General features: G+C 69.7%; 26 protein-coding genes and 1 tRNA gene. 12 read left to right on the top strand and 15 right to left on the bottom strand.

Features of this window, described 5'->3' with window-relative positions; translation table 11 throughout:
- Window positions 1-16: 16 nt before the first annotated feature.
- From K4B79_RS19130 to K4B79_RS19105, 6 genes are read right to left on the bottom strand one after another with little or no spacing between them, the layout of a single operon-like run.
- Window positions 17-775 (bottom strand): class E sortase, encoded by a 759-nt coding sequence (locus K4B79_RS19130; RefSeq protein WP_232027995.1) that lies wholly within the window; start codon window positions 773-775, stop codon window positions 17-19.
- Window positions 776-781: 6 nt separating this feature from the next.
- Window positions 782-1,885, bottom strand: coding sequence for a class E sortase (locus K4B79_RS19125; RefSeq protein WP_232027994.1), 1,104 nt, complete (start codon window positions 1,883-1,885; stop codon window positions 782-784).
- Window positions 1,882-2,520 carry an aminodeoxychorismate/anthranilate synthase component II gene (locus K4B79_RS19120; RefSeq protein WP_232027992.1) on the bottom strand — a complete coding sequence of 213 codons (639 nt, stop codon included), beginning with the start codon at window positions 2,518-2,520 and terminating at the stop codon, window positions 1,882-1,884. The genes K4B79_RS19125 and K4B79_RS19120 overlap by 4 nt, the downstream gene beginning before the upstream one ends.
- Complete coding sequence (locus K4B79_RS19115) at window positions 2,517-2,714, bottom strand: hypothetical protein (protein WP_232027990.1); 198 nt, start codon at window positions 2,712-2,714, stop codon at window positions 2,517-2,519. The genes K4B79_RS19120 and K4B79_RS19115 overlap by 4 nt, the downstream gene beginning before the upstream one ends.
- 16 nt (window positions 2,715-2,730) lie before the next feature.
- Window positions 2,731-3,420, bottom strand: a complete 690-nt coding sequence (locus K4B79_RS19110) for a class E sortase (RefSeq protein ID WP_232028339.1) — start codon at window positions 3,418-3,420, stop codon at window positions 2,731-2,733.
- Window positions 3,421-3,456: 36 nt separating this feature from the next.
- Entirely contained in the window at window positions 3,457-4,236 is a 780-nt protein-coding gene (locus K4B79_RS19105) for a DUF881 domain-containing protein (protein ID WP_232027989.1), read from the bottom strand.
- Window positions 4,237-4,378: 142 nt separating this feature from the next.
- Between K4B79_RS19105 and crgA the strand changes: the two genes are divergently transcribed.
- Window positions 4,379-4,633, top strand: coding sequence for a cell division protein CrgA (crgA, locus tag K4B79_RS19100; RefSeq protein ID WP_232027988.1), 255 nt, complete (start codon window positions 4,379-4,381; stop codon window positions 4,631-4,633).
- 268 nt (window positions 4,634-4,901) lie between these two features.
- Here the strand turns inward: crgA and K4B79_RS19095 are convergent, their stop codons facing one another.
- Entirely contained in the window at window positions 4,902-5,789 is an 888-nt protein-coding gene (locus K4B79_RS19095; protein WP_232027987.1) for a rhomboid family intramembrane serine protease, read from the bottom strand.
- Window positions 5,790-5,919: 130 nt separating this feature from the next.
- Window positions 5,920-6,447: a peptidylprolyl isomerase gene (locus K4B79_RS19090; RefSeq protein WP_308280453.1), complete on the bottom strand. Its 528-nt coding sequence runs from the start codon at window positions 6,445-6,447 to the stop codon at window positions 5,920-5,922.
- A gap of 363 nt (window positions 6,448-6,810) precedes the next feature.
- On the opposite strand from K4B79_RS19090, the gene K4B79_RS19085 reads away from it, so the two are divergent.
- Window positions 6,811-7,524: a DUF5324 family protein gene (locus K4B79_RS19085; protein WP_232027985.1), complete on the top strand. Its 714-nt coding sequence runs from the start codon at window positions 6,811-6,813 to the stop codon at window positions 7,522-7,524.
- Window positions 7,525-7,600: 76 nt separating this feature from the next.
- On the opposite strand, the gene K4B79_RS19080 is transcribed toward K4B79_RS19085, so the two are convergent.
- Together K4B79_RS19080 and K4B79_RS19075 are read right to left on the bottom strand one after the other, a co-directional pair.
- A complete protein-coding gene (locus K4B79_RS19080) occupies window positions 7,601-9,739 on the bottom strand; it encodes an acyltransferase family protein (protein ID WP_232027984.1) in 2,139 nt (712 codons plus the stop codon).
- Between the two features lie 153 nt (window positions 9,740-9,892).
- Window positions 9,893-9,965, bottom strand: a tRNA-Ala gene (locus tag K4B79_RS19075).
- 183 nt (window positions 9,966-10,148) lie between these two features.
- On the opposite strand from K4B79_RS19075, the gene K4B79_RS19070 reads away from it, so the two are divergent.
- Window positions 10,149-10,697 carry a helix-turn-helix domain-containing protein gene (locus K4B79_RS19070; protein WP_232027983.1) on the top strand — a complete coding sequence of 183 codons (549 nt, stop codon included), beginning with the start codon at window positions 10,149-10,151 and terminating at the stop codon, window positions 10,695-10,697.
- A gap of 190 nt (window positions 10,698-10,887) precedes the next feature.
- Window positions 10,888-13,119, top strand: a complete 2,232-nt coding sequence (locus tag K4B79_RS19065) for a serine/threonine-protein kinase (RefSeq protein ID WP_232027981.1) — start codon at window positions 10,888-10,890, stop codon at window positions 13,117-13,119.
- 52 nt (window positions 13,120-13,171) lie between these two features.
- On the opposite strand, the gene K4B79_RS19060 is transcribed toward K4B79_RS19065, so the two are convergent.
- Window positions 13,172-14,458 carry a hypothetical protein gene (locus K4B79_RS19060; protein WP_308280444.1) on the bottom strand — a complete coding sequence of 429 codons (1,287 nt, stop codon included), beginning with the start codon at window positions 14,456-14,458 and terminating at the stop codon, window positions 13,172-13,174.
- 444 nt (window positions 14,459-14,902) lie between these two features.
- A complete protein-coding gene (locus K4B79_RS19055) occupies window positions 14,903-15,031 on the bottom strand; it encodes a DLW-39 family protein (RefSeq protein ID WP_003999697.1) in 129 nt (42 codons plus the stop codon).
- A 339-nt stretch (window positions 15,032-15,370) separates the two neighbouring features.
- Here K4B79_RS19055 and K4B79_RS19050 point away from each other — a divergent pair, with 339 nt between their 5' ends.
- Window positions 15,371-15,778, top strand: coding sequence for a DUF6344 domain-containing protein (locus K4B79_RS19050; RefSeq protein ID WP_232027979.1), 408 nt, complete (start codon window positions 15,371-15,373; stop codon window positions 15,776-15,778).
- 250 nt (window positions 15,779-16,028) lie between these two features.
- Here the strand turns inward: K4B79_RS19050 and K4B79_RS19045 are convergent, their stop codons facing one another.
- The 3 genes from K4B79_RS19045 to K4B79_RS19035 form a co-directional block, all read right to left on the bottom strand.
- A complete protein-coding gene (locus tag K4B79_RS19045) occupies window positions 16,029-17,462 on the bottom strand; it encodes a tyrosine-type recombinase/integrase (protein ID WP_232027978.1) in 1,434 nt (477 codons plus the stop codon).
- A 16-nt stretch (window positions 17,463-17,478) separates the two neighbouring features.
- On the bottom strand, window positions 17,479-17,712 hold the full coding sequence (locus tag K4B79_RS19040) for a hypothetical protein (protein ID WP_232027977.1): 234 nt from the start codon (window positions 17,710-17,712) through the stop codon (window positions 17,479-17,481).
- 237 nt (window positions 17,713-17,949) lie between these two features.
- Complete coding sequence (locus K4B79_RS19035) at window positions 17,950-18,369, bottom strand: helix-turn-helix domain-containing protein (RefSeq protein ID WP_232027976.1); 420 nt, start codon at window positions 18,367-18,369, stop codon at window positions 17,950-17,952.
- A gap of 232 nt (window positions 18,370-18,601) precedes the next feature.
- Here K4B79_RS19035 and K4B79_RS19030 point away from each other — a divergent pair, with 232 nt between their 5' ends.
- The 7 genes from K4B79_RS19030 to K4B79_RS19000 all read left to right on the top strand — a co-directional run bounded on the left by K4B79_RS19030 (window position 18,602) and on the right by K4B79_RS19000 (window position 23,233).
- Window positions 18,602-19,099, top strand: a complete 498-nt coding sequence (locus K4B79_RS19030) for a hypothetical protein (protein WP_232027975.1) — start codon at window positions 18,602-18,604, stop codon at window positions 19,097-19,099.
- A gap of 74 nt (window positions 19,100-19,173) precedes the next feature.
- A complete protein-coding gene (locus K4B79_RS19025) occupies window positions 19,174-19,821 on the top strand; it encodes an RNA polymerase sigma factor (protein WP_232027974.1) in 648 nt (215 codons plus the stop codon).
- Entirely contained in the window at window positions 19,818-20,582 is a 765-nt protein-coding gene (locus tag K4B79_RS19020; RefSeq protein ID WP_232027973.1) for a BN159_2729 family protein, read from the top strand. The genes K4B79_RS19025 and K4B79_RS19020 overlap by 4 nt, the downstream gene beginning before the upstream one ends.
- On the top strand, window positions 20,579-20,932 hold the full coding sequence (locus tag K4B79_RS19015; protein WP_232027972.1) for a hypothetical protein: 354 nt from the start codon (window positions 20,579-20,581) through the stop codon (window positions 20,930-20,932). Before K4B79_RS19020 ends, K4B79_RS19015 begins: the two co-directional genes overlap by 4 nt.
- On the top strand, window positions 20,929-21,633 hold the full coding sequence (locus tag K4B79_RS19010; protein WP_232027971.1) for a hypothetical protein: 705 nt from the start codon (window positions 20,929-20,931) through the stop codon (window positions 21,631-21,633). The genes K4B79_RS19015 and K4B79_RS19010 overlap by 4 nt, the downstream gene beginning before the upstream one ends.
- Window positions 21,630-21,929, top strand: a complete 300-nt coding sequence (locus tag K4B79_RS19005) for a hypothetical protein (RefSeq protein WP_232027970.1) — start codon at window positions 21,630-21,632, stop codon at window positions 21,927-21,929. The genes K4B79_RS19010 and K4B79_RS19005 overlap by 4 nt, the downstream gene beginning before the upstream one ends.
- The gene (locus K4B79_RS19000) at window positions 21,926-23,233 is read left to right on the top strand and encodes an AAA family ATPase (protein ID WP_232027969.1); all 1,308 of its coding nucleotides are present in this window, start codon (window positions 21,926-21,928) and stop codon (window positions 23,231-23,233) included. The genes K4B79_RS19005 and K4B79_RS19000 overlap by 4 nt, the downstream gene beginning before the upstream one ends.
- Window positions 23,234-23,285: the final 52 nt, after the last annotated feature.

Genomic DNA, 23,285 nt, shown 5'->3' with positions numbered 1-23,285 from the left:
CGGGGGGGCGCCTGCCTCAGTCGAGTTCCTTCGGCGGTGTCCGCCTGCTGTCCACCGGGTCCACCCGGACCAGCTCGCCCCAGACGACGTAGCGGTAGCGGCTGGTGTAGACGGGCGTGCAGGTGGTGAGGGTGATGTACTTGCCGGCCTTCTTCTTCCCGGACTCCTTGGGGACGGCGGCGAGGGTCTTGACGTTGTACTTCGAGGTTTCCGGAAGGGCGGCGTAGACCTTGTACACGTACCACTTGTCCTTCGTCTCGAAGACGATCGCGTCACCCTTCTTCAGCTTGTCGATGTTGTGGAACTTCGCGCCGTGCCCGTCGCGGTGGGCGGCGAGGGAGAAGTTGCCGTTCTTGCCGCTGGTCGGGAGCGTGGCCTTGACCGGGTCGGTGTAGTAGCCGGCGACGCCGTCGTTGAGGATCTTCGAGGTCGTGCCCTTCTCGACCAGGACCTCACCGTTCTTCATGGCCGGCACGTGCAGGAAGCCGATGCCGTCGCCCGTGTCCAGCGCTCCCGGACCCTTGTCCTGCTCCTGGGCCCAGGTGTCGCGGACCTTGTCGCCCTGCTGGTCGGCCTTGCGGTCGGCGAGGACGTTGGTCCACCACAGCGAGTAGACGACGAACAGGCCGAGGACCAGGCCGCCCGTGATGAGGAGTTCGCCGAAGACGCTGACCGCCAGGGCGATACGACCGCCACGGCGACGCGGGGCGGGACGCCCGGGCGAAGCGGTGTCGGTCTGCTCTGCGGTGCCGTCGGTGGTCGCTGCCACGTTCATCTGCCCTTACTGGACGAGCGCATCCGGCTTGCCCTTGCTGCGCGGCCGTTCCTCGGTCATCTTGCCCCAGACGATCATCCGGTACTTGCTGGTGAACTCCGGCGTGCACGTCGTCAGCGTGATGTAGCGGCCGGCCGTGGTGAAACCGGACCCGTTGGGGATGGGGTCGATGACACTCGTGTTGCTCGGGGACGTCACCGGCAGGATCGACGCCATCTTGTAGACGTAGTACTTGTCCTGCGTCTCCACGACGATCGGGTCGCCCTTGGTGAGCCTGTTGATGTACCGGAACGGCTCACCGTGGGTGTTGCGGTGGCCGGCGAGCGCGAAGTTGCCGGTCTTCGCGTCGGGCATCGCCGTCTTCAGCGGGGCCTCGCCGTAGTGGCCGACCATGCCCCGGTCGAGGACCTTCTTGTTGCTGACGCCCTCGGCGATCGGCACGACCACGTCCAGCTTGGGGATGTGGAGGATGGCGAAGCCCTGGCCCGGCTCGAAGCTGCCCGGGGCGCGTTTGCCGCTCGCCCAGTCGTCCTGGAGGCTGCTGGCCTCCTTGTCCGCCTGGGCGTGCGCCCGGACGTTGGTCCACCACAGCTGGTAGCTGACGAACAGCAGCATCAGCACGCCGGTGGTGATGAACACCTCACCGAGGGCCCGGCTGGCGACCACGGCCGGGCCGGGCTTGCGCGCCCGGGCCTGCCGACGGGCCTCCACGCGGGAGAGCGGTCTGTCCCCCTCGGAGGCGCTCGCGGAGTCCGCCGGGGACTCGAGTGTGCCGCCATGACGCCCGTGACGGCCCTTGGCGGCCTTTCTGCGGGCCGCTCGCCCGCCCGGGGTGACTCCTGTGGCAGCGGAGGCGGTTGAGGCGTCAGACGCCGATATGGACTCGCCACCGGACCGGCGGGTCGGGGGACCGGGTATCCGCAGGGCGACGGTCTCGTCGTCGGCCGGCGGTATCCACGGCTCACCGGCACCGGTGGAGCCGTAGTCGGGAGCGGCGCCCGCGGTGTCGTACGACGCGCTGTCGTACCACTCCCCGAGCACGGCGGGATCCTCGTACGGCTGCTCCCCGTACGAGGCTCCCGACTCGCGCTCGGGGCGCAGCGCCGTCACGCCGTGGCCCTGCCCACCACCGGGGCGAGCCCCGCCGACCTCGCCACCGCGTCCTGGTCGCCGCACTCCATCAGCCAGTTGGCCAGCATCCGGTGGCCGTGCTCGGTGAGCACCGACTCGGGGTGGAACTGCACGCCCTCGACGCGCAGTTCACGATGGCGCAGGCCCATGATGATCCCGTCGTGGGTCCGCGCGGTGACCTCCAGCTCGGCCGGTACCGTCTCCGGCTCGGCGGCCAGGGAGTGGTAGCGGGTCGCCGTGAAGGGCGTGGGCAGGCCCGCGAAGACGCCCCTGCCCTCGTGCTCGACCAGCGAGGTCTTGCCGTGCAGCAGCTCGGGGGCGCGGTCCACGACACCGCCGTACGCCACCTGCATCGACTGCATGCCCAGGCAGACGCCGAAGACGGGCACGCCGGTGGAGGCGCAGTGCCGGACCATGTCCACGCAGACGCCCGCCTCCTCGGGGGTTCCGGGGCCCGGGGACAGCAGGACGCCGTCGAAGCCGTCCTGGGCGTGGGCCGTGGAGACCTCGTCGTTGCGCAGGACCTCGCACTCGGCGCCCAGCTGGTACAGGTACTGGACCAGGTTGAAGACGAAGCTGTCGTAGTTGTCGACGACGAGAATGCGCGCGCTCACTGGTTGTCCACCGTCACATCGTTGAAGGGAAGCAGCGGTTCGGCCCACGGGAAGACGTACTGGAACAGGACGTAGACCACGGCCACGATCAACGCGAGGGAGATCAACGCCTTCACCCCCGCGTTCCCCGGCAGATGCCGCCAGATCCAGCCGTACATGCCGTCCCTTTCGTCGCGCCACGGCACCTGACTCACGCCGTACCGCACCAGACTAACGGCGCAGGGCCGCTGGTTTCCCTGCCTCCACAGGCTGTGTGGAGTCCAGGTGCGCCCAGACGATCAGCCGGTGGCTGTGGCCCCACTCGGGATCGCACGTGGTCAGTGTGAGGTAGCGGCCCGAACGCGTATACCCCGACTTACGTGGCACAGGGTCGATCACCTCGACGTCCGAGGGAACTGTTTTGTAGGGCCCTTTGTCGATCCGATACGTGAACCAGGTGGTCCCGTCCGTGAGCACCACGGCGTCGCCCCGGCGCAGCCTGGGGAAGTCCTTGAAGGGATCGCCGTACGTCCGCCGGTGGCCGGCGACCGCGAAGTTGCCCTTCTGGCCGAGCCGCGCGGTGTCCGCGTAGTGGCCGAGGCCCTTCTTCAGGGTCTTGGTGGCGGTGTTCTCCAGGACCGGCTTGTTCCACGTGAAACCAAGACGCGGGATGTACATGATCGCGAAGGGCTTGCCCGCCTCGTACCGCGCCGGCCGCACGGGCTCCGCCTCGGCAGCGCCCGGAGACGCCGTCGGTGTCACGGGCTCCCGTGCCCAGCGCTCCTGGAGCAGGTCGATCTGGTCGTCCATGACGTGGTCGGCCTTCACACCGGTCCAGAACAGCACATAGACGACGAACAGCACGATCAGGGCACCGGCGGTGATACAGAGCTCACTGAAGGTCCTGACGACCACCCGCACCGACACTGGGCCCCCCGGCGGCTACTCCACAGGCTGCTACTCCACAGGCTTGGCGTACTGCAGATCCACTGTGCCCGAGTAGCCGGGAAGAGTCACCCGCCCGTCCTCCTCGACCTTCCAGCCGAGCCCGTAGACGTTGACGTACACCATGTAGTTCTGGATCGCCGGGGACGCGGTGAGTGCCTTCTGGAGCTTCTCCGGGTCCCCGACCGCCGTGATCTTGTACGGCGGCGAGTAGACGCGGCCCTGGAGGATCAGCGTGTTGCCCACGCAGCGCACGGCGCTGGTGGAGATCAGCCGCTGGTCCATGACCTTGATGCCCTTGGCGCCGCCGGCCCACAGGGCGTTCACCACGGCCTGGAGGTCCTGCTGGTGGATGACCAGGTAGTCGGGCTGCGGCTCGGGGTAGCCGGGGAGCTTGGCGGTGGCGTCCGGCGGGGCGTCGTTGAGCGTCACCGAGACGGCCTCGCCGGCGAGCTTCTGGGTGCCCGCGTTCTTCTCCAGGGCCGCCAGCTCGGCGTCCTCGGCCTTGGTGCTGCCGTCGTCGCGCTCGGCCAGGGACTCGATGTCGTGGCGCAGGGCGGCGTTGGTCTCGTCGAGCGCGCCGTTCTTGCCGCTGCGCTCGTGGATGAGGTCCGACAGCTTCAGCAGGGAGGCGTCCGTGCGGATGTTGGTGCCCTTGGCCGTGTTGAAGCTGGTGAAGAAAAGGAGTCCCGCGAGGGCGAAGACCCCCGCGGTGAGCACCCGCACGGGCCGGAAAGCCCGTGGTCGGGCAGGACTGGATTCTGTCCCTGGAGAGTCGGCAGAATTGCTCAACGTACCCTTATCTCCTTCGGCACCGCGGAAGCACTACGCTAACGGACGCCCGGGGGAGCGCTAAGAGTCCCCTTGTACGCTGCCCCGGAGCCAGCCACAGTTCCCTGCGCGGCCACGCAGCGCATCGACAGGAGAGACCCTCGTGCCGAAGTCACGTATCCGCAAGAAGGCCGACTACACGCCGCCGCCTGCGAAGCAGGCGACCGCGATCAAGCTGACCAACCGCACCTGGGTTGCACCCGTCATGCTGGCCATGTTCCTCATCGGCCTGGCATGGATCGTCGTCTTCTACGTCACGGACGGGTCGCTGCCCATCGACCAGCTGGGCAACTGGAACATCGTGGTGGGCTTCGGTTTCATCGCCGCCGGATTCGGCGTCTCCACGCAGTGGAAGTAGCGGTCGAAGGACAGGCCACCGGCCGGTGAACACAGCTCTGCCCAGGGCTATCCACTGAGTTATCCACAGCCACTGTCCACACGGTGGGGAAAAGACGACGATCTGTGGATAACCCCCTGGGTGTTGACGCCGGTGTGACTGACACACCGGTAACCGAAAACACGTTCGCCCCCTGCCTGACCTGGGGAAACTCAGGTCGGTGACAGGGGGCGCGGTGGTTCCCGCACGGTATGCACAAGATCCGGCACGCGCTGTGGACAACGCCTGCTCAGGTGAGCTGCGCGGTCCTCAACAAGGTCACGAGCACGATCACCGCGAGGACCAGGGCACAGGTGCCGTACTGGATCAGCGCCCGCCGCTCGCGCGGGGCGTGGACCATGGCGTAGCCGGTGACGACACCGGCCACCAGACCGCCGATGTGGGCCTGCCAGGAGATGTTGAACCCGGGGTTGAAGGTGAAGATGAGGTTGATCACCAGCAGGGCGATGATCGGCCGCATGTCGTACTGGAGCCGGCGAACCAGGACGGCGGTGGCGCCGAAGAGGCCGAAGATCGCGCCGGAGGCACCGAGCGTGGACGTGCTGGGCGAGGCCAGGAGATAGGCCAGGGCACTGCCGGCCAGACCCGAGACGAAGTAGACCGCGAGATAGCGGGCCCGGCCCAGGGCCGCTTCGAGGGGGCCGCCGAGCCACCACAGGCTCAGCATGTTGAACCCGATGTGCCAGTACTCCTGGTGCGTGAACATCGACGTGACCAGGCGGTACCACTGCCCGTCGGCGACCCCCATGGTCGGGGCGAACGGGGCCGGTGGCCAGACGCCGACGAGCACCAGGTCGTTCAGCAGCGAGGTCGAGTTCCGGACGGCGATGAACACCGCGATGTTGATCCCGATGAGGATCTTGGTGAGCAGGCGGGGGTCGGCGGTGATGGTGCCGCCCGCGATGGTGCGGGGCTGGGAGGCGGTGGGCGCGTGCCCGGTGCCGGAGCCGTTGCGGACGCATTCGGGGCACTGGAAGCCGACGGAGGCGCTGACCATGCACTCCGGGCAGATCGGCCGCTCGCAGCGGGTGCAGCGGATGCCGGTCTCGCGGTCCGGATGCCGGTAGCAGCCGGGCAGGCCCTGGGCCTGGGGTGAACCGTCTGCCGCCTGTTCCATGGCCATCCCCTCGTCGTCGTACGCAATGCACCGCCCCGCTCATCCTTACGGTTGAGCGGGGCGTTTGGTTCCCTTCGCGCGGGTTGCCGCGGGAGCCTTCGCGCGGATCCGCGCGGGTTGCCGCGGGAGCTCAGCGGGTCTCGATGACGACCGACTCGATGACGACGTCGTTGACCGGCCGGTCGTTCGGGCGGGTGGTCTGGACGGCCGCGATGGCGTCCACGACCTTCTGGCCGGCCGGGTCGGCGATCTCGCCGAAGATGGTGTGCTTGCGGTTCAGCCAGGCCGTCGGGGAGACGGTGATGAAGAACTGCGAGCCGTTGGTGCCCGGGCCGGCGTTGGCCATGGCCAGCAGGTAGGGCTTGTTGAAGGAGAGGTCCGGGTGGAACTCGTCCTCGAACTCGTAGCCCGGGCCGCCGATGCCGGTGCCCAGCGGGTCGCCGCCCTGGATCATGAAGCCGCTGATCACCCGGTGGAAGATCGTGCCGTCGTAGAGCCTCTTGGTGGACTTCTCGCCGGTGGCCGGGTGGGTCCACTCCCGCTCGCCCTGGGCGAGCTCGACGAAGTTCCGGACCGTCTTCGGGGCGTGGTTCGGCAGGAGCCGGACTTCGATGTCGCCGTGATTGGTCTTCAGGGTGGCGTAAAGCTGCTCGGCCACGATCTGCCTTCCGTTGTCCATCTGTGCCCCACCGATCCTTGCACGCTTCGCCTCCGGCGTCGCCCGGCACCCGCCCCGGTGCCCGGGTTCGGCGGTTTCGCTTGCAGAAATCCGGCCGAGTCGTCCCGGGCCGGGGGCGCGACGCGGCGATCCGTGGCATTGTCGACGACAAGCTCTCGTTGCCCGGTATTCACCCTCTATTGCACGTGATCGGTTGTCGAGCAGTTCTTGATCCGAATGATCCGGAGTCAGCTGCCCATGACCCGGATGCCCGCCCTCACATGCCCCGGTGTTCTCCGGCAGGCATGATCCGTAAAAGGGTGGAAAGTCGAAATACCGTACGCCACCGAGGAGGAGGATCCCGTGACCCGCATCGACAGCGTGCGCGCCGCGACCGGCTCGGCGAAGGACAGCGTGCTGCACGCCGCGGAAGTGGTGGCGCCCTACGCCGATACGGCCAAGGACAGGGCCGCGCACTACACGCACGAGGCACGCGTACGGCTCGCGCCGAAGGTGTCCCAAGCCACCGAACAGGCCCGCGTCCAGTACGGCGCCCATGTCGCGCCCCGTCTGGAACAGGCCCGTACCCAGGCCCTGGCCCATGTGCCGCCCAAGGTCGACCAGGCGGCCCATGAGGCCGCCGCACGCACCCGCAAGGCGGCCCGGCAGGCCGCCGACTACTCCCGGCCGAGGATCGAACAGGCGGTGGCCGCGGCCGGGCCCGTCCGGGACGAGGCCGCCGCCCGCAGTGCCGCCGCGCTCGCCGCCCTGCGCGGTCAGGTCTCGCCCAAGGAGATCCGCAAGCTCGCCCGGAAGCACGAGCGGCGGGCGCGCGCCGGCCGGCTCGCCAAGGGACTGGCGGTGCTGGGGATTCTGGCGGGCGGCGCCTTCGCCGCCTGGAAGTGGTGGGACAAGCAGGCCAACCCGGACTGGCTGGTCGAGCCGCCCGCCGCGACGGAGGTTCCCGAGACGGGCCGGCTGACCTCGGTGGACGGCAGCGGCCAGTCCGTACTCGATCCCGAGGTCCAGGCCAAGGAGGCGGAGGAGGAGTCCGCGCACCGCGACGAACAGCGTTGACGAGGCTTGCCACGCTTGTACGGGGCGGGAGACCCGAGGTCTCCCGCCCCTGCTCTGTGCGTGCCTTCGGCCCGGTTCATTCCCGGGCCGGCGCTGTCCCGAAGAGTTCGGTCAGCCGAGCGCCCAGGGCCGGAGCGATTGCCTCCGCATACGCCTCGGACAGATGGCTGTCGTCGCGGTAGACGACGGTGTTGCCCACGAGGACCGGACACTCTCCCGCCGGCGTGCACAGCCAGGGCGCGGGGTCGATCACCGAGGTGCCGGTCGCCGTGGCCGCGTTCCTGATCGCCGTTCTGCGGGACGGGTCGCGGATGGCCTGGGGCAGCCGGTGCGCACACCGTCCCAGTCGCAGCGGGACGGTCGCCGCGCAGTCGACCGCGTCCGTCTTCGGCCAGGGGGTGTCGAGCAGCGCAGCGACCCGGGTGCCCGAGCGGCCGAGAGCGTCGAAGGTCTCCCGGAACCCCTCGGTCCACTGCCGTACGGGATCGGCCGCCGGTCGCACCGGGTCCCCCGCGTCCGAGGACGAGGCGACCACCAGCGCGGGACGCAGCGCGTTGATCTTCGAAACCGCCCTGTCGCGCCAGATGTCACATGCCTTGTACGGCGCTCCGCCCTGGACGATCGTCACCGCGGCCGCCTTGCACGACGCCTTCGTCAGGGACACCAGCTTCCAACGGTGCTCCCGCGCGAGCCGGTCGAGCGCCGGGAACCACTGGGCCGCGTGGGAGTCCCCGAAGAGCACGACGACCTTGTCCGAGCCGCGGTCCCCGTAGACGCACGACGGCGTCCGCGTGTCCTGGTACGCCACATGGCAGCCGTCCCGGTAGACCGCCGACCTCGACTCCTTGATCTCGGTCAGGGCGGGAGTGAGATTGCCGGGCAGGCTCGTCCCGGACGTCTCCAGCAGTTGGCGCAGCCGGGCCACGGGGTCCGCCGCGTCCGCCACCTCGCGTTTCAGCTCCGGCGCGGCCCTGCCGGAGTCGATCGGCGGTGGGAAGAGCGACGCCACCAGCGCGATCACCACGGCGGCGGCCGTCAGACCGGCCCCGAGCCCCAACGCGCGATCCGTCCGGCCGCGGAACGCCACGTGGAAGCGCACCGGGTTCTCCACCAGGCGCAGCGTCACCCAGGCCAGCAGCAGAGCGAGCGCGCACAGCGTCAGCGCGAGCGGGACCTCCAGGGGCCGGTCGAGCGCCATCGGCCCGATGACCAGCAACGGCCAGTGCCACAGATACCAGCTGTACGACAGCCCGCCGAGCCGGACCACCGGCCGCCGGGCCAGCAGCGACCGGGCGTCGTAGCGGGCCGGCGCGCAGCCCCCGGCCAGCACCAGGGCGGTGCCGAGGACCGGCAGGAGCGCGTAGGCCCCGGGAAACGGGGTGTCGTCGTCGAAGCCGACGGCCGCCAGCACGATGCAGGCCGTCCCGGCCCAGGTCATCGGCACCACCGCCCGGGCGGGCAGTCGGCCCAGCCGCTCGACGGACAGGGCGAGCAGCGCGCCCGTGCCGAGCTCCCAGAACCGGGTGTGCGAACCGAAGTACGCCCACGACGGCGAGGTGTCGGTCGTCGCGACGCTCAGCCCGAACGAGACCGCACACAGCACGGCGAGCGGCACCGCCATGAGCGCGCGCCGGGGCACCAGCCTCCAGCTGAGCAGCAGCACCAGCGGCCACAGCAGATAGAACTGCTCCTCCACGGCCAGCGACCAGAAGTGCTGGAACGGCGACGGCGGACTGCCCTCCGCCAGATAGTCCGTACCCCCCACCGCCAGCCGGAAGTTCACCGCGTAGAGGGCGCTGCCGAGCGCGTCGCCGACGTACTCGGTGAAGCGCACCTTCGACAGGAACAGCCAGGAGCCGGCGAGCGTGGCGACGACGACGAGGGTGGACGCGGGCAGCAGGCGCAGTGCCCGGCGGGCGTAGAACCCGCGGATCGATATCCCGCCCGTCGCGGACAGTTCCCGCAGGAGCAACGAGGAGATCAGGAAGCCCGAGATGACGAAGAAGACGTCGACCCCGACATAGCCGCCGCTGAATCCGCCCACCCCGGCGTGGGAGAGGACGACCAGCGACACCGCCAGAGCACGCAGCCCCTGGACGTCGAGCCGGACGGCCGACCGCTCGTGCGGCGGGGCAGGCCCGCCGGGTATGAGGGAGTCGGACGTCGGCTCGGCCGGGGACCGCGAGCCACGATCCTTGCGGGAGGGCGTCTGCACCGGGTGTCCTCGCGTCGGGCCGGCTGAGGAGATCCGTAAGGGACCCCCTTCGAAGACCACCGGCCCGCCCGGACGGTTGCACCCCCGCGCCCGACCTCACGGAAAAATGCCTCCCGATCCCGCGTTTCCGCAGGTCGGGAGGCATTTTCGGGGTGGAGCCTAGGGGAGTCGAACCCCTGACATCTGCCATGCAAAGACAGCGCTCTACCAACTGAGCTAAGGCCCCGGAGGATGGCTGCCCCACCGGAAGAACCGCGTACCGGTCGGTGCCGCAGACCAGAGTACCGGGTCACCCCGGGGATTCCGCAAAAGAGATTGGGGGTCCCCGTCACCGACCACTCTCCGTAAGATGCTCGGCGTGGTTCGCTACCGCGAACCACAGTTTTGGGGAAGCGATGGGGAGACGCGAATGGACGCCGCACAGCAGGAAGCGACCGCAAGAGCGCGGGAACTGCAGCGGAACTGGTACGGGGAGCCGCTGGGGGCGCTCTTCCGGAAGCTCATAGACGATCTTGGCCTCAACCAGGCTCGTCTCGCGGGGGTACTGGGCCTGTCGGCACCGATGCTGTCGCAGCTGATGAGCGGTCAGCGGGCGAAGATCGGTAATCCCGCGGTCGTGCAGCGCGTGCAGTTGCTGCAGGACCTGGCGGCCCAGGTCGCGGACGGCAGCGTGAGTGCCGCCGAGGCGACCGAGCGCATGGACGAGATCAAGAAGTCCCAGGGGGGATCGGTGCTCAGCAACACCACGCAGACGACGAGCAGTTCGGGGGCGCCCACGGTCAAGCGGGTGGTCCGCGAGATCCAGTCGCTGCTGCGCTCGGTGGCGGCCGCGGGAGACATCATCGAGGCGGCGGACACCCTCGCCCCGACCCACCCGGAACTGGCAGAGTTCCTCCGGGTGTACGGCGCCGGACGCACCTCCGACGCGGTCGCGCACTACCAGTCCCACCAGAACTGAGCCCGGGGCCCGGTCGCCGAAGGGGGTTCGGCGGCCGGGCCGACGGCCGAGGGGGGCGCGGGGGGTCGCGCCGTCCGTGGGGAGGGACACGCGGGGGTGTGTCTCTCACCGAGGGGGCGCGAGAGGGGTCGTATCGCTCGTCGAGGGGGAAGCAAGGGGGTAAGCGAAGGGGGAGGGGCAACGCACAGCCATGGGTGAGGTCTTCGCCGGACGGTACGAACTGGTCGACCCGATCGGACGTGGAGGGGTCGGCGCCGTCTGGCGTGCCTGGGACCACCGACGCCGCCGGTACGTGGCCGCCAAGGTCCTCCAACAGCGGGACGCGCACGCGCTGTTGCGGTTCGTTCGTGAGCAGGCGCTGCGTATCGACCACCCCCATGTGCTGGCCCCCGCCAGCTGGGCGGCCGACGACGACCAGGTCCTGTTCACCATGGACCTGGTCGCCGGCGGCTCCCTGGTCCACCTGGTCAACGACTACGGTCCGCTGCCCCCGGGCTTCGTCTGCACCCTGCTCGACCAGCTCCTGGCGGGCCTCGCCGCGGTGCACGCGGAAGGCGTGGTGCACCGTGACGTCAAGCCCGCCAACCTGCTGCTCGAAGCCACCGGTACCGCGCGTCCGCGGCTGCGGCTGTCCGACTTCGGCATCGCCATGCGGCTGGGCGAGCCCCGCCTGACCGACACCAACCTCGTGGTCGGGACGCCGGGTTACATCGCGCCCGAACAGATGCTGGGCGCCGAACCGGACTTCACCGCGGATCTGTTCGCCGTGGGTCTGGTCGCCCTGTATCTGTTGGAGGGCGCCAAGCCGGACACCAAGGCACTCGTCCAGTACTTCGCGGCCCATGGCACTCCGAGCGCGCCCAAGGGCATACCCGAGCCGCTGTGGCAGGTCGTGGCCTCTCTGCTCCAGCCGGACCCCCAGGCCCGCTTCCGCACCGCCACGGGCGCCCGCAAGGCCCTCGCGGCCGCCGTGGAACTCCTGCCCGAGCCCGGCCCCGACGACGAACTCATAGAGATCTTCGACCAACTCGGCCCCCTGCCCCCCGGATTCGCCCCCGACGGCCCTCTCCAGCGGGCCCCCGGAGTGGAGACGACGACCAAGAACTCCCGCACGGGGGGAGGGGCCGGCACGGTCGGCGGAAGCCGGTCGAGCAGTGGGGTCGAGGGGGACGGCTGGGGCGGGGGCGGTCTGGGGGACGGTGGTGGGTCGGAGCGTCGGGGTGGGTCGGACCGTGGGGGCGACGGGCGGGGCGGGAGTGACGACAGCGACGCGGGCGACGGTGGCGGGTTCGGTGACGCGGGTGACGCGGGCTCTAGGAACGGCGTCGGCTTCGGGAACGGCGTCGGCTTCGGGAACGGCGCCGGCTCCAGGAACGGCGCGGGCCCCGGAGGCGGCGCGGGCCCCGGGGATGGCGCGGGCCCCGGGGATGGCGCGGGCCCCGGGGACGATTCGAGTTACGGGGCCGGTGGGGGCCACGGCGCCCATATGAGCTCCGGGGCTGGTGTCGGCTACGGAACCGACGCGGCCTTCGGGACCAGTGCGGGCCACGGAACCAACACGGGCTCCAGGACCGGTTCCGGCCACGGATCCGACGCCGGCTCCAGGGCCGGTGCCGGCACAAACGAGGGGAGTGCGGGCGGCTGGGGAAGCGGAGTGGGCGGCTGGGGCAGTGCGGGCGAGGGCATGGCCCCTGCGCCGGGCACGCCCGGCCGGGCCGCCGAGACCTCCCCGCCCGGCTCGGTCCCTCCGTCCACCCACCCGGTCTCGGACCTCGCGGCCCCTGCGGCCGGCCACGCCGACCACTCCGACGCCGGTCGCTCCACCCCGTCCCCCGCTGACGCCGGTCGCTCCACCCCGTCCCCCGCTGACGGCGTAGGAGCCACTCCCAGCTCCCCACCCCACAGCCCCAGCGGACCGCTCCCCCCGCCGCACGGCACGGAGCCGTCCACGCCCTCGCAGCCGAACAGCATGTCGGACACGGGTAGCTTCCACCTGCCGCCCCCACAGGCCACCGGCTCCACGCCCCGGGCACAGACGCAGTTCCCGCAGACCCAGCCCCCGCAGACGCCACCACAGGCAGAAGGCCAGCCACGCCCCCACCAGGGACCGCCGCGCCAGTCCCCCCACTTCGCCCCGCACGACCTGACGCATGCGCTGTCCTCCCCCCGCTCGGTCGCCCCCCTCTACCCGGCTCATCCCCCGACCGCAGCACCGCATCGGAGCAACGAACCCTCTACTCTTTCGTACACCGCTCAGGCCCCCCGGGTTCCACCTCCCGCGCAGCCGATTTCTCAGCCGCGCCACCGCGCCCGCCGAGCCGCACGCCGTCGCTCCGGCCCGCCGGCCAAGGTCGCGATCCCGATCCTGCTGCTGGCGCTCGCCTGCTACGCCGTGGGTTTCTGGGCCCTGACCCAGCTCTGAAAACACCGCAAAAGCACGGCGAAGGCACGGCAGACGCCCCCCATGCCCCCCCCTACCCGCCGACCCCAACCCTCCGACGCCCCACCCCCACCCACACCCCAAGCACCGCCAACAACACAGTCCCGCCCCCGATCCCACCCACCGCAAGCAGCTTCATCGAGGTGTCACCGCCCCCCACGGCTCCGCCCCCGTCCCCTCCGCCCCCGCCGACCGCGTCGCCCCCGGCAACCGTCTCCCCGCCACTCCCCGTCACCGCGAAAACCCCACGCGGCTCGGACTCCCCCACATACCCGGGACCGTCCTTCGGCGCCCCCGAGACCCCGACCCGCAGCGTCATCCCGAACGGCCCGTCGCCGAACTTGTCGGCGACCTGCTCCGAGAGATGCACGGCGAGGTAGTAGGCACCGGCGAACCGCATCCCGCTCACCCGGTCGGCCACAGCATTGCGGTTGGGATAGGCGACCGGAGGCAACGCGCGCAGGCCGGCCTCCCGCTGGCTGCCGTCGTAGAGGACGCCGCCGCCGTCGACGTAGCCGCGCACCGGGTTGTAGAGGGACAGGGTCAGCGCTCTGGCCACGACACCGTCGCCCCCGCCGGAGCTGCTCAGTTCGGCGGTGGCGTGGAGCTGCTGCCCCCAGTCGACGGGGACGGCGTAGAAGAGCGTCTCCCCCGGCAGGATGTCGTCACGCCAGGCGCCCTGCCCGACGGAGGTCGCCGTGGCGAAACCCAGGCCGCCCGCGCGGCGTCGGACCTCGCCCGTCACGGGTTCGGGTGAGGCGGAGTCCCAGACCTCGGGGGCGTTCGTCTCGCCGGCCCGGTCGAGGCGCGGCTCGGACACCGTGGCGATCTCCAGATCCCAGGCGTCCGGCGCGGACTCCTCCTTGTGGATGCGTTCGACGACGAGGTAGTACGCACCGGCCTCCTGGCACCGCGTTCCGGCGCGTGACGCGTCACGGGTGCCCAGGGCCGTCAGGGGACGGGGCCTGCGGTCCGCGCCGATGCTGACGGTGTCGATGGAGCAGGAGTGGCTGTTGCCGTCCTGGACGGACACCCGCATGCCCTCGGTGGCGGCGACCGTCGTACCGGGCGGCGGAACGGCCGTCACAGCGACGTAGGCGGTCGACGTGGCGTCCAGGTCGAGACGGTAGGAGAACGCGCCCTCGACGGGCAGGGAGCTGCGGTACGTCGTCCCCGGCGCCAGGCGCTCGGCGTCCGCCGTGCTCGTGGAGCCCTCCACCGACGGGGCGTCCGCGGCGAACGCGTAGGGGCTCGGCGGCCCGACCGCCCACGCACCCGCTCCGGGCAGCGCCGCCGACGTCCCCATGACCACAGCACTCACGACGGCCACACGTGCCACACGCAGGGCCACGGACGCCCGCCCCCGGCTCCGCCCCGCCCTCAGCCTCAGCCTCAGCCTCAGCCCCAGCCCCAGCCCCAGCCCCAGCCCCAGCCCCAGCCCCAGCCCCAGCCCACGATCACCGCCACGACCACTGCCGAGGCCACCACTACGGCCGCACCATGTCGCGCCCCGCCACCACGCCGTACGCCGACGCCGCCCCACCACGCGCCCGCCCATCACGCGCCACCCCACTCGTCGTTGCCAGGACCGTGCGACCGTGGCCCATCCTGCCCCGCCGAGCCACGCGCCATCCCTGCGTTCCGTACGAGCGCCCGAAACCCGGGCCAGATCCCGGCCCCGGTTCCAGTCCCGGTCCCGGCCCCGGGCAACACAAAACCCCGACCGCGAGGCGGCCGGGGTCTGCTCAGAACCGAATCTCGGTACTCACGAACCCGTGGGCACGGAGTCAGTCGCCTCCGTCCACAGATCCTGCTCGGCGCGATCCGCCTGGATCTGGCGGTACACGAGGAGCCCGCCGATGGCGGCCAGTGCGACCAGGAGAAGCTTCTTCACCGCGCGACCTCGTCTTTCCTTGACGTAGGGGACCTCTGGCGCCCGACTATACACACCGACCGAGACCGATCGGTGACCTGCGTCGGGGCTCAACTCCCGCCCGGATCACCGCAGTAGAAGCGGACGGCGGCGCTCCGATCAGAGGGTGATCACACCCTCACGGCGGGTGACCTTTTGCCCCTCCTTCTCCCTCATCCCGCCTTTTCGACCTCCTTGCACCCATCCGGGTGGTGTTCATCTGAAGATCGACGCGCCATGGGCGTCGGTCCACCACTTCGCAGCCTCCATACACATCATGAGGAAAGTACGCAAATCGCCCAACCCGAAAGTGAGGGAACCATGGCCCGGAACAAGGTCATGAACCTGTGGACGGCGCTCTTCACCGCCTTCCTCGCGCTCTGCACGACGCTCGGCCTCATCACCACGACCGCCGCCGCGGCGGTACCCCAGACCGAGACGACCCGCAACAGCAGCGCGGCGGCGACGGCCCCGGAGCCGTCCGCCTGGTCCGAGCTCTACGAGAGGTGGTCCCACGACAGATCCCTGCCGCCCACGATGAAGCAGCGCATCCGCGCGGAGGCCCACGGCAAGACCCCCAGCTGCCGCCACCGCCCCACCACGGACGCAGAGGCTGAGGACACAGCCGCGACCGACACACCCTGCACCACAGAGGCAGAGGCAGAGGCAGACGCAGCCGCAGCCGCAGCCGCAGACACACACGCAGACGCGGCACCGGCCGCCCCCTGATACATGACGAAAGCGGGCGCCCCCCGCTTGGGGAACACCCGCTCTCCTGTACCTGCTTTTGTGGGGCTAACAGGATTTGAACCTGTGGCCTCATCCTTATCAGGATTCAGCCCTAAGTAGACGATCTCCGCAGGTCACTTGACCTGCGATGACACCAGGGATCTACAATCTTCTACCCAACGCAGATCCGCCCCGCCCCTGTGCGCCCCATGAACCTCCCGGGAGAATCCCGGGATACCTCCGGGATCGCTCACGCCGCAGACACCGACCTCAAGCGGCGGCCAGACTTCCGCTTCAGCGCTCCGGGCTTGCCCTCCTCCAGCGCCGCCAGCACCTGACCCGCGTAGTCCGCAGCCGCATGCGTGTAGATCCACGTCACCTCGCCCGCGCGCTCGTGCCCGAGGATCTCCTGAGTGATGACCTCCGGTACCCCGCGGTCGTGCAGCCGTGAGGCGAAGGCATGCCGGGTGTCGTGGAAGTCGGGCCACCAATCGACCCTCTCCACCTTCTCCGCTCGCGCCCGCCCGGTCAGCTCGTCCACCTTCTGCACGGTGACGGTCCGGACGGTCTTCCGCGCGACCTTCGCATCGTCGATGGCCTTGGTCCACACGCGCCAGAAGGCGGACCGCCGCAGAGGCGCGCGATACGGCTCGCCCTCGCCGCCGTTTGCCTTGCTACCCCGACGGACCTTGTTGCGGCCGTGGAAGACCAGCTCGTCTTCTCGCAACCCGTCCTTCGGGTCGGACACCTTCCGGCTGGGATTGCCGTCCTCGCTCTCCTCCGCCCACAGGTCCCGGAGCACCCGGGCCGCCAGGCCGGTGAGCGGCACGGTGCGCAGACCGGCGTCCGACTTCGGGTACGCCTTCCGCTTGATCTTTCCCCGCGGCTCCACCAGGACCTCGCGGACGTGGATCCGCCGGCCCTCGAAGTCGACGCAGTGCCAACGCAGGCCTGCCAGCTCCTGGAAACGCAGGCCCGTCTCCTGCGCCACAATCAGCAGCGCGTGGAAGTAGTCGGGCAGCTTCTGCCGGATCATCCAGAGCTGAGCGTATGTCGGCGGCCGCCGGTCCTCCGGGTGCTTCTTCTTGATCGTGGGCAGCCGGACACCTTCAGCTGGGTTGAACGGGATCCGCCGGTCGCGGCGGGCGTCCTCCAGCATCTTGTCGAGCACCTGGAAGCACTTCGTCACCGAGCTGGCGGCGAGCGGGCCGCCGTTCTCGTCGTGCAGCGCGTTGACCCAGAGCTGAGTCTCTCGCCACTCCATCTCGTACAGCCGGACGCCGGCGAAGGTGGGCGCGATGTGGATGCGCCACATCGCCTCGTCCCGTAGCTGGGACTGCGTCCAGTGCTCGATCCGCATCTCACCCTTGGTCTGGGTCGGCCACCACAGCTTCCACCAGGCGGCGAGAGTGATCTCGCCACGGGCGGGGTCGATCCATGTCCGCTGCCGCATCTCGGTGCGGGTCTGCTCAAGGAACTCGACGGCAGCCTCGTACGTCGGCTTCGCCTTGCTGCGCTCTTTGCCGGACGGGTCGAAGTAGCGGGCTTCCCAGGAGCCGACGTGCTCATCGGTTGGCGGCCGGGCGCCGGGCTTCCGCTTCAGGCAGGTTGGGCAGCCACAGCGCATGGACGGGACAGGGCGTGGGTTGTTGGTGGCCCTGGGCAGGGCCTTCTTGCGCACCATCGGGGCGTGCTCCTGATCAGAGACTCGATGGGCCGGTCACGGCGGGGACCGCGGCGAGCTCGTCAGGGAGCGTGATCGGGGTCCCGCAGATGCAGTGAAGGCCGGCGCCGGGGAGGTCGGGTGCGCCGAGGTCGATCGCGAGGATCGCGTGGAGTTCTCTGATCAGGTCGTGGGGGTGGGTGCCCCTGGATACGAGGATGCTGACCTCGTTCGGGTCCCAGATGGCGATCTTCGGGAGCTGATCGTCCACGGCGGTGATGCGGATGCACACAGGTGTCCCCCAGGTATGCGCAATGACAGGAATCATCCGCTCCGGGAGAACAGCGGGTCACTGATCGTACCTGTGTGTGTAGATGCTGTGTAGGTGCAATTATGCGATCCGGGGAGTTTGTTTTCGCCTCAGCCGGACCGGTAAATAGCCTCCTAAAATCGGGCATTTAACCTGCGCAAAACATAACAGAAAGACTTAGGCAACCCTAAGTATTTCTCACGAGGCAGACGCAATCCGGAGCATGACCTGGGCGTCTTCTACAAGCAATCGCTGCTTGTCCTCGGGGAGTTGCCGGTAGACCCGGAGCAGGTGCGCCTCCCGCTCCTCGTCAGCGGGGCCGGCCACTGGCCGCCCGGCGGCGTCGAAGAACTGCCGCACGCTGACTTCGATACCCCATTTGCTGAATACCCTGGCCAGCGATCGCAGCGTGTCCGGGTCAATACGCGAAGTGCCGCGAGTGCGCCTCACCCAGGCATTCAGCGTTTGATAGGAGACGCCAGCCTCGGTGGCCAGTTCCTTCTGTGTTCTGCCGGGCACCTCTTCGAGGAGGCGCTCCAGGAGTGCCGCCAGATCCTCGCCGTCGCGGGCGGGGGCCTCGGCGTCGCTCGCTCCAGGGTCGGGCTGGTGGTTAGTCACAGGAGAAGGATCGGGCATCGGCATCTACATGTGCAAGTAGATCGAAGAGCCATGACCTGTATTTGACGGTACGCCGGGGCATCTACACGACCCCCATGCGCCCCTGTCCGGCGTCTTCAACACCCCTAGACACCCCTCTTGACTCGATCCACATCTACATGCAGACTGTAGAACGTGCAGGTCAGCAAGATCCGCACAGCACTCCTATTCGGCCATGCGCCGGAGGTTCACCATGCGACGACTGGACAAAGGTGCCCCGCTGCGGGCCGCCATGAAGGCGGCTGAGCTGGACATCCCGCGCCTCGCCGCCAAGACGAAGGAAGTCGACCCCGAGGGCAAGGGCATCTCGGGCTCGTACGTCGGCTTCATCGTGGGCGGCGGCAAGAGCGCCCGCGAGGAATGCAGCGACCGTGCCGCAGAGCTGATCGCCGCCGCCCTCGACAGGGAGATCGCCACCCTCTTCGCGAGCTCCGTTTTCACGCCCACGGAATCTACATCCACAGGCGGATCCAAGATTCCGGAACGCCGAAAGTCGGCACTGCCAGAGCGGCTGATGGACCAGCGGGAGCTCGCGACGTTCCTGCGGAAGTCCATGAGCTGGATCGACAAGCAGATCACCGACGCACGAGAGCGGGACGAGATCTGGCCCGGCCTGATCTACGTCGGCAGCTCTCGCCGCTTCGACCCGCACGCCGTCCTCGCCGGCATGCAGCGACAGCCCGTCGGCTGAACGCCAACGGGGCCGCCCCGGATGCGACCCGGGACGACCCCCACACCGAAAACCCCTACGTCAAAGGAGATCTGGTGTCTGCACAGGCTAACGCCAAGATCAACCCCACGGGAGGCTTCACGGCCGCCCTGGTGGTCCAGGCCGCCGCGGGTGACCGCGACGCCTTCGCCACCCTCTACAACGACCACCAGCCCGAGGTGTACCGCTTCCTCGTCTTCCGGACGGGCAACCGGCACCTGGCCGAGGACCTGACGAGCGAGACGTTCATCCGCGCGCTCCGGAACCTCGACAGCTTCGTCGACCGGCCGGGCTCGGGTGGCTTCGGCGCCTGGTTGACCGTCATTGCCCGCAACATCCACGCGGATCACTGCAAGGCCGCCCGCACCCGCCTGGAGGTGCTGACGCCGCCCGTCGCGGGCGCTGATGACCGGACACCGTGGCTGGAGTCGCTGACGGGCACGGTCGAGTCTGCGGAGGAGACCACCCTGCGTCGCCTGGAGGCCGGCGATGCGGCCGCGACCGTACAGGCCGCGATGGAGTCGTTGCTCCCGTCGCAGCAGGAGTGCCTCCGGCTGCGGTTCCTGGAGGAGCTGCCGCTGGCGGAGGCGTCGGCCCGGCTCGGCCGCGGGTCCGGCGCGGTGAAGACCCTCACGGACCGGGCGAAGAACAACTTGCGCGCCAATGTGCGTCGCGCCCTCGCTGCCGAGGGGGTCGCGGCGTGAACAAGAACCTCCCCCACGCCGTCCGCGTGATCCGTACAGCGCTGGCCTCCAGCGGCAGTGACCCGGCGGCCGCCATCGCCCACGCCCTCGACGGCGTCGGCATGCTGGTCGACCCTGAGCGCACATTCGGCATGGTGCTGAAGCGCAAGTCCGCTGACGACGAGGCACGCGAGCACCAGGAGCAGCAGCCGGAGTTGACCGACCTGGAGCAGCAGGCCCTCGTCTGGGATGAGTCCTGCGAGCGGGCCCGCCGGGTCGCCGCCGTCATCCAGCGGCACATCGGCGAACACCCCTCGGTTCAGAACATCCAGCTGGACGGTGACCGGATCCTCGTCTCCCTGCACATCGTGAACCAGTCCCAGTGGGGCGAGTGGCGCAGGTACTTCGGGATCCAGCACGACAAGGAGACGGCTCTGCCGTACATGGTTGCCGGTGACGGTCACCGTGACGGCGTCCGTGTCGGTGTCGTGGCGTACGACCTGCCGCAGGCCCGGGCGCACGCGAAGGAGATCGCCAAGGCCCCGTTCGAGTTCGAGGGCATCGTCTACGACCTGGCGCTCCCGCAGCAGGACGCCCGCGGTGACGTGTGGTTCTACCAGGGCGTTCGGACGGCGGACGGCATGCCGCTGCTGTCGGTGGACGGCCGACCGGAGCGTTGCACGCTGGCGAGCATCGTTCAGCACGCCGGTCCGGTGACGCCCGTCACGGGGACCCCGTCACAGCAGGTCACGCCCGTCATGACGGGTGGTGAGACCGCATGAAGAACCAGATTCCCGTTCAGGCCGCGGTTGTGCAGATGCTGATCGCGAAGCGCCCGCGCCTGGGCCAGCTCCCGATCGACTGGCAGCTCCAGCACGACGGCCACATCCGTGTGGATTCGGCCTGGAATTCGCAGACCGGCCAGGTCGTGGAGATCGCGCAGGAGCTCGCGAGGGCGTTGCGCGGTGCCAAGGTCGAGGTCAGCAACGACCGGGTGTTCGCCAAAACTGGCCGTCCGTACCGGCTTCACGAGGTCAGCAGCAGCCAGTCTGGCGTGCGCATCTACTACCAGGGCTTCGAGTACCTCGACGGGCACGGCGACGTGCTGCCCGAGGGCGGTGTGTCGGCATGAGGCGCAGGAACGTCGACCACGTCATGGTCGCCTCCGTCTGCCGTGCCAACCCTGGCCAGTGGCAGGAGGTCGGTGAGTACAGCTCCAGCGAGTCCGCGAGTGCCGTCGTGCGGTCGATCCGCGGAGCTCTCAAGAGGGCCGGTCGGCCGTCCGTGTACGCCCCTGCGGGAGCGTTCGAGGCCCGGCAGGAGCTGACGGAGTACGGCGCCCGCGTGGACGCCCGCTACGTCGGCGAGCCGATCCAGGACGTCGAGACGGCCGTGTGTGAGCTCGGGGCCCTGCCGGTTCCGGCCGGCAGCAAGCCGCTCCAGGAGGAGACGCTGGAGAAGTGCAGCCGCACGGCGGCCGACGCCACTCCCGTCGACTTCTTCCGTCCGGGGTCGGACCGGCTGACGCGCACCTTCGCCCCCACCCAGGTCCTCCGCAACGAGGACCAGGCCGAGGCGCCCGCGCTCGTCATCTACTGCGCCCAGTGGGACTCGGTTCCCCTCGGCCAGTACACGACGCAGATCGAGGCCCGGAAGCACGCTGAGGACCACGCTCGCCGCGACCTCCCCACCGCAGCCTTCGACTGGATCGAGGACGAGGAGGACGGCGTCGCCGAGCTGGTCGCCACGGTCGACGACGCCGAGGGCCCGACCGGCTACGTCGTGACCGCCCTGGAGATCGCCTCCAAGTACGACCCGGAGGCCGCCGAGTGAGCGCCTACAGCCGGGTCTACCAGGCCCTCACCTCCGGCCGGGCCCTCCGCCCGGGCGAGGCTGCGCAGTTGCTCGCCGAGCTCCGCAAGGAGACCGGCACCGAGCTCGCGGCCGCCGTGGAGCAGCAGCTCGACGGCAAGTTCCGCCGGGCCGCGACCGACAGCGACGCGGCTTTCCGGAAGAAGCAGCGCGCGTACAGCGCCTCGATGCGCGTCGTGAACGCCGTCCGCCGCCTCGCCGCGGCTCCTCTCCGCCCCGTCATCCCGAACCCGCGCGACAACCGGAGCACGACATGACCACCTTCACCTTCGCCCCGGCGACCCGCGAGACCGCCCGGGCCCGCGTCGCCCTCCAAGGCCCTGGCGGCTCCGGCAAGACCAAGACCGCCCTCCGCATGGCTGAGGGCTTCGCCAAGGGCGGCCCAATCGGCGTCGTCGACACGGAGCGTGGCTCCGCCCTCAAGTACGCCCCCGTCCCCGGTCGGCCCGACATCGAGGCGCACGAGTTCGTGCACCTGCCGATGGCGTTCTGCTCCCCGGAGAACCTGATCGCCGCGGTCAAGGCCGCCGAGGAGGCCCGGCTCGCCGTCCTCATCATCGACAGCTGGTCGCACTTCTGGGCGGGCAAGGGCGGTCTCCTCGCCCGCGTCGAGGAAGAGGGCCGGAAGATCAGCGGCGGGAAGTTCTCCGCCTGGGACCCGGTCAACAAGCTGGAGCAGGACATGCTGGACGTCTTGCTTGGCTTCCCTGGCCACGTGATCGTCACCATGCGGACGAAGAACGATTACGAGCTGTCCGGCGGCAAGGTGACGAAGCTGGGTGTCAAAACGGTCCAGCGTGAAGGCGCCGAGTACGAAGTCGATGTCGTGATCGACATGGTGCAGGGCGCGGGCACCGTCACCAAGACCCGGTACACCGCCCTGGACGGCGCCTGCGTCCACCACCCCGGCGAGGAATTCGCCGAGGCGATCCTGGAGCAGCTCGGCCAGGGCGTGGACCCCGTCCAGGTCATCGTGGACGAACTGGTCCGCGAGGGTCTGACGTATGACCGGGCGCTGGAGCTGCACGGTCAGGCCAACAGCCGGCGTCTCCTCGGTGCTGATCTGCTGCACCCGAAGACCGGGGAGCCCGCGAAGCTCGGGGACGTCATCAAGGAGTACGGGCAGGCCGTCAAGCCCGTCACGACGGGCGTCACGACCCCGTCAACGCCGCCTGCCGGGCACAACCAGGACAGCGCCCCGACTACCGAGCGCCCCGAGACGCCCGCAGAGCAAGAGGCCGCCGTCCTCGCCGAGGTCGACCACAGGCGCGCCGCCGAGCAGGAGCAGAGCCCGGCCCCCGTCACCGCGCCGCAGATGCGGATGATGCACGCCTGCTTCACGAAGGTCGGCCTCGGCCACAAGGACTCGCGAGCCGCACGGCTCCACGCGACCTCGCTGATCATCGGCCGCCAGATCGGCTCGGCGAACGACCTGACCAAGGACGAGGCACAGACCCTGCTCGACACGCTCACGAACTTCGGTGAGCGCGGGGAGACCGCGGCCGCCGACTTCGCCGAGATGGTCCAGGGCCTGGAGAACGAAGCCCTCACGTCCGCCTGATTCACCACTGACCGCGGGCCCGCCCCGACCCCATGCGGGGCGGGCCCGCACC

Origin of the sequence: Streptomyces lincolnensis (assembly GCF_021173675.1) — a bacterium.
In the GTDB taxonomy this organism is placed as follows: Bacteria; Actinomycetota; Actinomycetes; order Streptomycetales; family Streptomycetaceae; genus Streptomyces; species Streptomyces lincolnensis_B.
The sequence above is the reverse complement of the archived record's forward strand: the minus strand, read 5'-3'. Positions and strand labels throughout refer to the sequence as shown.

Excerpts from the sequence above, each read along its gene's own strand:
- K4B79_RS19130 (WP_232027995.1), bottom strand. The coding sequence starts at position 775 with ATGAACGTGGCAGCGACCACCGACGGCACCGCAGAGCAGACCGACACC.
- K4B79_RS19095 (WP_232027987.1), bottom strand. The coding sequence starts at position 5,789 with ATGGAACAGGCGGCAGACGGTTCACCCCAGGCCCAGGGCCTGCCCGGC.
- K4B79_RS19070 (WP_232027983.1), top strand. The coding sequence starts at position 10,149 with ATGGACGCCGCACAGCAGGAAGCGACCGCAAGAGCGCGGGAACTGCAG.
- K4B79_RS19065 (WP_232027981.1), top strand. The coding sequence starts at position 10,888 with ATGGGTGAGGTCTTCGCCGGACGGTACGAACTGGTCGACCCGATCGGA.
- K4B79_RS19050 (WP_232027979.1), top strand. The coding sequence starts at position 15,371 with ATGGCCCGGAACAAGGTCATGAACCTGTGGACGGCGCTCTTCACCGCC.
- K4B79_RS19045 (WP_232027978.1), bottom strand. The coding sequence starts at position 17,462 with ATGGTGCGCAAGAAGGCCCTGCCCAGGGCCACCAACAACCCACGCCCT.
- K4B79_RS19030 (WP_232027975.1), top strand. The coding sequence starts at position 18,602 with ATGCGACGACTGGACAAAGGTGCCCCGCTGCGGGCCGCCATGAAGGCG.
- K4B79_RS19015 (WP_232027972.1), top strand. The coding sequence starts at position 20,579 with ATGAAGAACCAGATTCCCGTTCAGGCCGCGGTTGTGCAGATGCTGATC.
- K4B79_RS19010 (WP_232027971.1), top strand. The coding sequence starts at position 20,929 with ATGAGGCGCAGGAACGTCGACCACGTCATGGTCGCCTCCGTCTGCCGT.
- K4B79_RS19000 (WP_232027969.1), top strand. The coding sequence starts at position 21,926 with ATGACCACCTTCACCTTCGCCCCGGCGACCCGCGAGACCGCCCGGGCC.